The organism is Aquidulcibacter sp., from assembly GCF_044346625.1.
Lineage (GTDB): Bacteria > Pseudomonadota > Alphaproteobacteria > Caulobacterales > Aquidulcibacteraceae > Aquidulcibacter.
Map to the genome: position 1 here is coordinate 49,673 of NZ_JBIIYV010000011.1, position 9,166 is coordinate 58,838.

At 56.5% G+C, this 9,166-nt stretch carries 11 protein-coding genes and 1 pseudogene; 4 read left to right on the plus strand and 8 right to left on the minus strand.

The window, feature by feature from the left end; all coding sequences use genetic code 11:
• Positions 1 to 57 precede the first annotated feature (57 nt).
• Positions 58 to 984, plus strand: a complete 927-nt coding sequence (locus tag ACIQ20_RS04990) for a TraB/GumN family protein (RefSeq protein ID WP_395777969.1) — start codon at positions 58 to 60, stop codon at positions 982 to 984.
• A 325-nt stretch (positions 985 to 1,309) separates the two neighbouring features.
• Here the strand turns inward: ACIQ20_RS04990 and ACIQ20_RS04995 are convergent, their stop codons facing one another.
• Positions 1,310 to 2,188 (minus strand): 3-hydroxybutyryl-CoA dehydrogenase, encoded by an 879-nt coding sequence (locus tag ACIQ20_RS04995; protein ID WP_395777971.1) that lies wholly within the window; start codon positions 2,186 to 2,188, stop codon positions 1,310 to 1,312.
• A gap of 214 nt (positions 2,189 to 2,402) precedes the next feature.
• Between ACIQ20_RS04995 and ACIQ20_RS05000 the strand changes: the two genes are divergently transcribed.
• Entirely contained in the window at positions 2,403 to 2,795 is a 393-nt protein-coding gene (locus tag ACIQ20_RS05000; RefSeq protein WP_395777973.1) for a helix-turn-helix domain-containing protein, read from the plus strand.
• 12 nt (positions 2,796 to 2,807) lie between these two features.
• On the opposite strand, the gene ACIQ20_RS05005 is transcribed toward ACIQ20_RS05000, so the two are convergent.
• The 7 genes from ACIQ20_RS05005 to ACIQ20_RS05035 form a co-directional block, all read right to left on the minus strand.
• Positions 2,808 to 3,269, minus strand: a complete 462-nt coding sequence (locus ACIQ20_RS05005) for a YHS domain-containing (seleno)protein (protein WP_395777975.1) — start codon at positions 3,267 to 3,269, stop codon at positions 2,808 to 2,810.
• A gap of 69 nt (positions 3,270 to 3,338) precedes the next feature.
• A complete protein-coding gene (locus ACIQ20_RS05010; RefSeq protein ID WP_395777977.1) occupies positions 3,339 to 3,857 on the minus strand; it encodes a hypothetical protein in 519 nt (172 codons plus the stop codon).
• Positions 3,858 to 3,994: 137 nt separating this feature from the next.
• On the minus strand, positions 3,995 to 4,528 hold the full coding sequence (locus ACIQ20_RS05015; protein WP_395777979.1) for an HD domain-containing protein: 534 nt from the start codon (positions 4,526 to 4,528) through the stop codon (positions 3,995 to 3,997).
• On the minus strand, positions 4,518 to 5,987 hold the full coding sequence (locus tag ACIQ20_RS05020; RefSeq protein WP_395777981.1) for a sulfatase-like hydrolase/transferase: 1,470 nt from the start codon (positions 5,985 to 5,987) through the stop codon (positions 4,518 to 4,520). Before ACIQ20_RS05020 ends, ACIQ20_RS05015 begins: the two co-directional genes overlap by 11 nt.
• A gap of 135 nt (positions 5,988 to 6,122) precedes the next feature.
• A complete protein-coding gene (locus tag ACIQ20_RS05025; protein ID WP_395777983.1) occupies positions 6,123 to 6,374 on the minus strand; it encodes a DUF2164 domain-containing protein in 252 nt (83 codons plus the stop codon).
• A gap of 21 nt (positions 6,375 to 6,395) precedes the next feature.
• Positions 6,396 to 7,265, minus strand: coding sequence for a prephenate dehydratase (locus ACIQ20_RS05030; protein WP_395777985.1), 870 nt, complete (start codon positions 7,263 to 7,265; stop codon positions 6,396 to 6,398).
• Positions 7,262 to 8,020 (minus strand): 3-deoxy-manno-octulosonate cytidylyltransferase, encoded by a 759-nt coding sequence (locus ACIQ20_RS05035; RefSeq protein WP_395777987.1) that lies wholly within the window; start codon positions 8,018 to 8,020, stop codon positions 7,262 to 7,264. The genes ACIQ20_RS05030 and ACIQ20_RS05035 overlap by 4 nt, the downstream gene beginning before the upstream one ends.
• A 207-nt stretch (positions 8,021 to 8,227) precedes the next feature.
• On the opposite strand from ACIQ20_RS05035, the gene ACIQ20_RS05040 reads away from it, so the two are divergent.
• A complete protein-coding gene (locus ACIQ20_RS05040) occupies positions 8,228 to 8,953 on the plus strand; it encodes a c-type cytochrome (protein WP_395777989.1) in 726 nt (241 codons plus the stop codon).
• Positions 8,954 to 9,073: 120 nt separating this feature from the next.
• Positions 9,074 to 9,166 (plus strand): annotated as a pseudogene (locus ACIQ20_RS05045) (electron transfer flavoprotein subunit beta/FixA family protein); the annotation flags it as partial.

A 9,166-nucleotide genomic window follows, 5' to 3' on the forward strand; every position in this document is an offset into this window, starting at 1 on the left:
CTCAAGACGTTGTTTTAACCTCCCAACCCAACCATAACTCAGATGAGGATTATGATGATGAAAAAGACTCTATTCGCAGCTTTGTCAGCTTTCAGTTTTGCCCTATTCCAAGCGCCATCCGTGATGGCTCAACCGGCACCAGCTGCGGCGGCAGCGGCTACCACCCAAAAGGCCACCCCGGCCATGTGGGTGGTGAAAGATAGCGACACCACCATCTATCTGTTTGGTACCTTTCACTTGATGGCCCCTGGCATCGATTGGAACCATGGCAAAGTGAAAGCCGCCTTCGAAAGCGCGGACACTTTGCGCCTCGAGATCGCCAATATGGAGGCCGAGGCCCCGATCATTGCTAATCTAATGGCCTCCAAGGGCCAATTGCCCCCCGGCAAGACGATTTATGATGGCCTCACCGAAGCCCAAAAGTCGGCCTTAGGCACCATCATTGCGCAAAGCGGCTTTCCGCCCCAAGCCATCCAGCAAATGCAGCCTTGGATGGGAAGTCTGATTTTGGCAATGGGCCTCTATCAAAAGCTTGGCCTCGACCCGAACCAGGGTGTCGACAAAACCCTCGACGGATTGGCCCGCGCGGCAAACAAGCCGGTGGAAGGCTTTGAAACCGGCGCAGAGCAAATTGGCTTCTTCGCCAATTTGACCGACCAACAGCAAAAGGCGATGCTGGTCTCAACCATCGAGGATTGGGACCAAGCGACAAATATGCTGAATGACATGATTGATGCTTGGAAGACGGGTAATGCGGACAAACTTGGCGAGTTGATGACGACCAGCCTTCGCACCCAACCCGAATTGGCCAAACTGATTTTGACGGATCGCAACGAGCGCTGGGCCGAATGGGTCTCCGCCCGTATGGCTAAGCCCGGCACGGTGTTTGTGGCTGTCGGTGCCGGTCATTTGAGTGGCCCCGATAGCGTGCAGGCCTTCTTGAAGCAAAAGGGCATTAATTCTACGCGGGTGGGAACCAAATAAATATTTGCTGTTGGGCGCTGGCCCCCTTGCCTTTGGGGTCGACCAATAGGTCGACGGGTCGGGGGTGAGGGGTTCGCTCTATTTCCCCCAACCGACAATTCTCAGTGCCCTCAAAGGAGCGCGCAGCACTATCTGAGCATCTGTACGCGGTGACATGCGCAGCTAGTGCTGCGCGCGCCAACACCCAGCGTCACCCCGCCGAAGCAAAGCGCAGAGCGGGGACTTCATCGGACTTTGCGGATCAAGATCTCGCTTCGGCCATGCCGTTCGCGATGACCATGTACGCAGCGAAGGGGTACTCCGCTCGATGCCAAACCCGCTGGAACTAGCGCGTTGGGACCGGCGTTTCGCCGCGATAATCATAGAAGCCGCGGTCGGTTTTCCGACCGAGCCAGCCGGCTTCCACATATTTGACCAAAAGCGGGCATGGGCGATATTTCGTGTCAGCCAAGCCTTCATTCAGGATCTGCATGATCGACAAAATGGTGTCGAGGCCGATGAAGTCTGCCAGTTCCAATGGGCCCATCGGGTGATTGGCACCCAAGCGCATAGCCTTATCAATGCCTTCAACCGTGCCGACGCCTTCATAGAGCGTATAGACAGCTTCATTGATCATCGGGATCAAGACGCGGTTGACGATAAAGGCCGGGAAGTCTTCGGCATTGGTGATCGTTTTGCCCATGGCAGTAACCACTTGGGTGGCCGCTTCATAGGTTTCTTCATTGGTGGCAAGGCCACGAATAACTTCCACCAGCTTCATCATCGGCACAGGATTCATAAAGTGCAGCCCGATGAACCGCTCTGGCCGATCGGTGGAAGAACCCAGCCGCGTAATGGAGAGCGATGAGGTATTTGACGCCAGAATCGTGTCTGGCCGGACAATGGCACACAAGGACTTGAAGATCGCGCGCTTGATATCTTCTTTCTCGCTGGCCGCTTCAATGGCCAAATCGATGGCGGACAGGTCCTCAATCGCCGTGGTCGTCACAATGCGCGCCATGGCGGGGGCAATTTCGGCGTCTTTGATCAAGCCGCGCGCCGCTTGACGGGTCAAATTGCGCTCAATCAGCGTGCGACCTGCGTCTAACTTATCTTGGGAGATGTCAGTCAAAAAGACATCATATCCTGCCAAAGCCGCAACATGGGCAATGCCATTCCCCATTTGACCCGCGCCAACAACGCCAATTATTTTGATTTGTGCCATTTGATGGAAAGACCTGCCCTTTGATATCTAACTGCTTTCTTCGCAGTTGCAGCAAGCTAAGCGCGAGGCGCGATTACGGCAAGCACCTTGTGCTGCAAACCACGCACTTCAGCGGCATGCCCCTTGCAATCTACCCATCGTAACAGCGTTGGCCGTCCCGTTTCGGATCGTTCCGGTGGCCCGACGCTTCTGTTTTGATGACCAGGAGGACTAGATGGCCAATTCAATCGACCTACATGTGGGCCGCCGTTTGCGACGTCGCCGTCGTTTGATGGGCATGACCCAGCAGCAATTGGCCGATAGCGTGGGCATTCGCTTCCAGCAGATCCAGAAGTATGAATGTGGTGCCAACCGCATCACGGCGAGCCGCTTGTTTGAGTTGGCGGGTGCCCTCTCGATCGCGGTGCAATATTTCTATGATGGCTTGACCACTATGACGGCCGCTAATGAGCCGCCAGCCAATGATGATGAGATCGGGTCAGAAGTATTGCGCCAGAAAGAAACATTGGAACTGATCCGCGCCTATTATCGTCTGGGCGAACGCCCACGGCGGCGCCTTCTAGACCTTGCTAAGGCCCTGAAAGACGACGCAACAGACGCGGCTTAAGGTTTAGTCGCACTACTTCTTCAAGACAGTCGGCCAGTTACGGTTGGCAGCAGCAATGTTGCCAGCCGTATTTTGTTGCCAGCGAGTCTGAATATCCTTGTTGTAATTCAGATAGAGCTTGCCGCCGACAATCGCCCACGCATTGGGATCAATCCCGGCTGTATAGCCCTGGCTGACCGCCCAAGCGCAATAGCCACCAAATTGGGGCGCGTAGCGCGCGGGATTGGCGGCAAAAGTGTCGCGATTAGCTGCGCTCGCAAACTGGAATTCGGCACCCTGATAAGTGGCTTTGAATTGGGCCGTGCCTTTTACTGGCTTGCCAGCTGAAAAATAGGCGACGGGGTCATAGCCCTTGATGGCGACGTTGGAGCCAAAGCTAGTCCAGACCGGAGCTTTATCGGCGAGAGCAGGGCCAGCAATCACCAGCGGGCTAAGGGCAAGGGCCAAAATCAGGGCAAGTTTGAGGGGTTTCATGGTGGGAATCCTTTCCGTGAATGAGATGTTTAATAAGGCATGGTCTGGGGAGGAGACGGCGGCGTTAGTTTACATCGCCACTTGGGTCATAGGGATTGTATCTTGGCTCATGGAGGCATCGGCCACAAAAACGCGACGTAGATCACCCAACATGCCAAAAATATCTGGCAGTCGAAGGCCGATCAGAACGACAGAGCCGGTCAGCAAGGTCGCCGCAGCGGCAAACAGGCCACCGCCGTCCTTGTTTGGATCAATGCCCAAAGGCGTGAACAGATGGAAGCTAACCGCGCCTGCCATCACTGCAAAAGCGATCAAAGCACCCAGCGCATTTAAGCGCTGTAGGCGCGGCAACAAACCCACGATCAATAAGGTTGAAGCCACAAGCTCTGCCGAGCCAATCACATATTGGCTGAAAAGCCCGGTGTGGGCGAAAAGCCCGGGCAGCCCCAAGGAGCCCGCCCAGCCATCCAGCGCCCCGAAAATGACTTGGGTCTTTGGGTGGTCGGTAAATTTATAGCGCAAGCTATCGAGAAAGATGGCTGCCCCAAAAACCGAAATGGCCGCAGCCGCAATGCTCTTAAACTTCATGGCCGTGGCCTCCTATCGTGTCTTGTAGGAGGATACGGGGGGAGGTCGGCTTTGGTTACAGGGGGGACTAGAGATCGAGCTGACCTGATGCATGCTCAGAAAATGTCGCCAATTACCAGGACATTCTTATGCTTCTTTCAACCCGCCAGCTGATGCAGTTTCGGCAGCCAATCACTCAGACCACGCGTCGTGCGGCCCACAACCTTGGCCGCTTCATCGGCGCGGCGCAGGCGAACCGCGTCTTGCCACCAGGGTCTAGCTTCAAAAGCAGCGACCTCATCTGGGGTCATGTCGCCGCCCTGCATCCTTAAAGTCTCGACACTGCCGGGCGACAATAAGGCGCGATAATCTGGATCGGTCGTAACGAGATAGCGTTTGGCGGCGACGTGCAAGCCAACAATCGCGGCAACACGGCTGCCCAACAGCCCCTCCAGCAAGGCAGCACCATCTTCGGCGTGTGTCTCAGGCGAGGTAATCTTATGGCCAATATCATGAACCAGACCGGCAATCGCCAGTTCTGCATCGTCTGGCGATTGGGCGGCCAAGGTCTCCGCACATTGTAGACCATGGTCGAGTTCCGTGAGCCCCTCAACCTCGACGGAAGCTTGATCGGACCATGCCTCCAAATGGGTAATCAGGACATCGATACTGGTAAAGGGTTCATTTTGCATCTGTGTTTCCCCAATTTTCAGGCATAGGCGGCCAACGCCCAATGCCACCCGCTTCAATCAACATCCCGGTCATCGTGCGATCCGCATGACAGGCGCGCCAGCTGAGCAGGGCTTGCGCGGCGCTGAGTAGCCGCGATGGCTCAGTTACCGGTGTACGCCAAGTCGGGTCGAGCGATAGATCAAAGGCGATTGCTTCGCCACTGCCGAACTGAACATAGCCAATCGTGTCGTCGCGGTGGATCATCATGGTCTTGTCTTCAAGTCTACGGTCCCAAGGCCAAACATGGGGTCCAAACGGGATGTGGGTATAGCGCCAATCCCATTCCCAATGCGCCGCCACCCGCCAGTGCGCAGGCTCTGCGCCGTTCAAGAACGGCGTCAATGGCAGGCCATCACATTGCAACGGCACCTCGATGCCCATGACCTCAGCCAGTGTTGGGAAAATATCAACCGCTTCGGTAAAGCGATTGACCACGCTGCCGTGGGCCTGCGGTGCGCGCGGGTCGCGGAGGATGGACAGGATATGATAGCTCGCCTCAAACCAAGCGCATTTTTGAATAAGGCCATGATCGCCGAGATTTTCGCCATGGTCAGAAGTGACGATGATAAAGGTATCCTCCCACTGACCGCTGGCCTTCAGGGCCTCCCAAACGCGTGCCAGTTGGGCATCGACTTCTGAGATCATGCCAAAATACTGGGCCTGAATTTGCGCCATGGCTTTGGCGTCTTTAGGTGCCGCAAGGCCCTCGACTTGAAGCAATCGCTTGTGGAAGGGGTGGCAGTCTGCGGCGGGCTCTATCGGAGGCGCACAGTCGTTTGGATCATAGGCATGCGCATACTCCCCTGCCGCCGCGAAAGGCTCGTGCGGGCGAATATGGCTAAGGTGGGCAAACCAAGGTTTTTGCTTTTGGGGAAGCCAGTTTAGAAAGCGGTCGGTCAGCCAAGCTGTAATGCTGTGTTCCGCTGGCCTATTTGGCTCGGTTGACGCAGCCTCGCGCCAATCATCACTCACTGTGTGGCCCTGCTCGCGCAGAAATTCGAGCCATTCAGTTGGATGGCCAGGGCGAGAGACGAGACCCGGTTCAAAACCCGGAAGAACGCCTTCATAGCTTGCTAGCCGAGGATCGTCCGGCCCCGTGGTCACGCGCGGGTCCACGCTTTGGTCCGTATAGCCAAACAGGCAAGGTTTATAGCCGGCCCGCCGGGCGGCGAGGGCGATATTGTCAAAGCGTGCATCCAATGGCGTGCCATTGGCAACGACGCGATTATTCATCTGGTAAGTGCCCGCATAAAGACACGCGCGACCCGGCCCACAGGGGGCGGAATTACTATAATGCCGCGCAAACCGAACACCTTGTTGCGCCAAATAGTCCAGCGCGGGCGTGCGCACCAAAGGGTGGCCAGCGGCAGACAGACAGTCCGCGCGAAATTGATCCAGCGTTATCAAAAGAATGTTCAAAGCCTATCCCCCTGCCCACTGGTATGCACATGCGCCATGACAAGCCCGTGACAAACGATTGCGTTGCAACCCACCAAATGTGGCCAGCAGAGTCCCGCTTATCTTACCTCACCAACGCACCTTTCCGGCCCGCCCTCACCGCTTCCGTCGCCAATAGGTAAATGGCTCTTGATAGACTTCTTGATCGAGGTCCGTGATCACGCCTTGGATGCGGGCTTGGGCGTCTTTGACGCCTTGATTATAGAAGATCGGCCCTAGTTCGGCGGCCAAAAAGTCGAACAAGGCCTCAACCGCCAGATTGCCAACTGGCTCGTCAAATTGTTCGGCGCAAAATTGCTCCAGCGAGGTGACGGCCTCTTTGCGCAGGGCAGGCGGTAAGGGCTTCATGGCATATGTGCCTTTCGGTGATTAGCTGGCAGGTGTGCCGGATCCCAACTTGCGAAACGCATGGGCTTTGTAGACGCCCAGGACTTTCAGCTCTGCGGAAAAAAACTTCAATTCCTGCAATGCCAATTGCACATTGCGCTCATTGGGATGGCCTTCAATATCGGCGTAGAATTGGGTGGCATTGAAACTGCCGCCGATCTGATAACTCTCCAGCTTCGTCATGTTGACGCCATTGGTAGCAAACCCGCCCATGGCTTTATAAAGGGCTGCGGGAATATTGCGGACCTGGAATACGAAGCTGGTGATGCACTTGCCATCTTCTAGGTCTGCATCGTCTGGCGTCGCAGAGAGAATGACAAAGCGGGTCGCGTTATGGGGCTCATCCTCCACATCGGGCCGCAGGATCGGCAGATCATAGAAGGCAGCCGCGAGGGTCGAACCAAGCGCGGCAACACTTTTATCGCCCATCTCGCTGATTTCGCGGACAGCGCCAGCCGTATCAGCGGTCTTGACGGCTTCTGCCCCCAGTTCACGTATGATTTTGCGGCATTGGCCTAGCGCCATGGGGTGGGAGCGGATCTTTTTGATATCGCTCAAAGTCGCGCCTTTCACGCCCACCAATTGGTGGTGGATGGGGGCAAAATACTCCCCAACAATATAAAGGCCCGCTTCAGGCAGAAGATGGTGCACATCGCCGACGCGGCCGGCCAAGGTGTTTTCAATCGCAATCATCGCGCGAACAGCCTTGCCACCGGCCACCGCGGCAAACGCATCCTCAAACGTCTGACAGGGCAGAGGCTCTAAGGAAGGGCACGCCGCTTTGGCGGCTGCATGGGAATTGGCCCCCAACTCGCCCTGAAAGGCGATCTTACCTTCAACGAAATCGCTCACTTTGCCTGCTCCTGGTACCACGCTCTGGCACTTTCTAAATGTTCTGGCGTGTCGACGCCTTTTGGGAACTCATCGACGGCACGGGCGACAATGGTCATGCCCAGCTCTAGCGCCCGCAATTGTTCCAGCTTCTCGCGTAGCTCCAATGGCGACGGGGGTGCAGCCACAAAGCGGGCGAGAGCTCTGCGCCGCCAAACATATAGGCCAACATGGCGCTGAATCGGTCCCGCGCCCGAAGGGGCGTCGGCCCTTGTGAAATAGAGACAGCGACCCGTTGTCGCACCCGCTGCACCATCATCTGGCCAAGAAACGACAGCCTTCACCACATTGGGATCGGCGCGATCGGCTGGATCCGTACTGGGTGAAACCAAGGTGGATAGCGCCGCGTCCGGGGCATCTTCAAGTGCTGCAAGCCCCTGCTGGATCAAAACGGGATTAAGCGTTGGCATATCGCCTTGCAGATTGATGATCGGATCAAAAATGCCTTCAGGGTCTAATTCCGCAAGTGCGGCATGAATTCGGTCCGAACCAGAGGGCAAATCGGGGTCTGTCAGCACAGCCATGGCACCGGCAGCTTGAGCCGCGGCAACAATCTCAGGCTCTCCTGCAGCGACTGCGACCGGGCCAAGCCCGGCCAAAAGTGCGCGCTCAATTACCCGCGCAATCATCGGCTTGCCCGCGATATCGGCCAAAGGCTTGCCGGGTAGCCGGGTCGCCGCCAAGCGGGCCGGGATAACAATAAGGGGTTGCGACATGGTGATGACCCTTTGCGAGGAGGCGTTCTTAATGCTCAAAGCCACAGAATGCGAGCCTAAGTCTGCGCGGTGCCACAGCACAAACTGTTGAAAGCCGCTAAGACGCATGCCATAGGACAATCTAATACGCAAAGTCCGCAAATCGCCCTTGAAAGAATGAGGTTTGGTTAAGGACTGCCGCGATGCAACAGGGATATTAACACCGTTATGAGCAGCAACAATCTGTGGTTCAACATGGTAGCTGGCGCCGTTTTGGCGACCGGCTTGGGGATTATGGGCCTTCGTACGATGGGCGATATGGTTTATGCCAACGATCACGAAGCTGTCGGCTTTCCAGTCGAAGTTGCAGAAGCACCTGCCGGGGGCGCAGAGGCTGCTTCTGGACCTGATTTGTTGCCAGACTGGGGAACTGTCTTGGCCGATCCTGCCAAGACAGCTGAATTGGTTGCCCAAGGCGACAAATTGCACAAAGTCTGCGCGTCCTGCCACAGCGTTGATCCAGGCGGTGCCAACAAAACCGGCCCAGCCCTTTACGGTATTTTTGGTCGCACCGCTGGCAGCCATGCTGGCTTTGGCTACTCCGACGCGATGAAAGCCTATGGCAAAGCTTGGGATTATGACGGCCTTTATAACTTCTTGAAGGCTCCCAAAAGCTATATCAAAGGCACCGCCATGGCCTATGCCGGGATGGGCAAGGCGTCTGATCGTGTGGCCTTGGTTGCCTATCTGCACTCCTTGTCGCCATCACCAGCCCGGCTGCCCGCCCCAGACCCGACCCGTGATCCAGCTCAAGCTGCAGCAGCTGCAGCCGCCGCTGCTCCGCCGGCAGACGCCGCCGCTCCGGCGGCCGAGGGTGCTGCTGCTCCTGCGGACGCTGCTGCGCCCGCCGCTGTACCAGCCGCTGCACCGGCTCCTGAAGCCGCACCAAAATAAATCTGGTCGGTTCACTAAACCGACCCATGTTTAAACCAGACTCAAACGAAAATTGGAAAATGGGGCAAGTTAGGCTAACTTGCCCCTGATAACCAAAAGCTCACTCAGTGGAGACGCCCCATGAAAGTCCTCGTACCCGTTAAGCGGGTCATTGATTATAACGTGAAGGTCCGCGTAAAGCCCGATCAAACCGGGGTGGACTTGGCAAACGTC

Excerpts from the sequence above, each read along its gene's own strand:
- ACIQ20_RS05000 (WP_395777973.1), top strand. The coding sequence starts at position 2,403 with ATGGCCAATTCAATCGACCTACATGTGGGCCGCCGTTTGCGACGTCGC.
- ACIQ20_RS04990 (WP_395777969.1), top strand. The coding sequence starts at position 58 with ATGAAAAAGACTCTATTCGCAGCTTTGTCAGCTTTCAGTTTTGCCCTA.
- ACIQ20_RS05010 (WP_395777977.1), bottom strand. The coding sequence starts at position 3,857 with ATGAAGTTTAAGAGCATTGCGGCTGCGGCCATTTCGGTTTTTGGGGCA.
- ACIQ20_RS04995 (WP_395777971.1), bottom strand. The coding sequence starts at position 2,188 with ATGGCACAAATCAAAATAATTGGCGTTGTTGGCGCGGGTCAAATGGGG.
- ACIQ20_RS05025 (WP_395777983.1), bottom strand. The coding sequence starts at position 6,374 with ATGAAGCCCTTACCGCCTGCCCTGCGCAAAGAGGCCGTCACCTCGCTG.
- ACIQ20_RS05035 (WP_395777987.1), bottom strand. The coding sequence starts at position 8,020 with ATGTCGCAACCCCTTATTGTTATCCCGGCCCGCTTGGCGGCGACCCGG.
- ACIQ20_RS05040 (WP_395777989.1), top strand. The coding sequence starts at position 8,228 with ATGAGCAGCAACAATCTGTGGTTCAACATGGTAGCTGGCGCCGTTTTG.
- ACIQ20_RS05005 (WP_395777975.1), bottom strand. The coding sequence starts at position 3,269 with ATGAAACCCCTCAAACTTGCCCTGATTTTGGCCCTTGCCCTTAGCCCG.
- ACIQ20_RS05015 (WP_395777979.1), bottom strand. The coding sequence starts at position 4,528 with ATGCAAAATGAACCCTTTACCAGTATCGATGTCCTGATTACCCATTTG.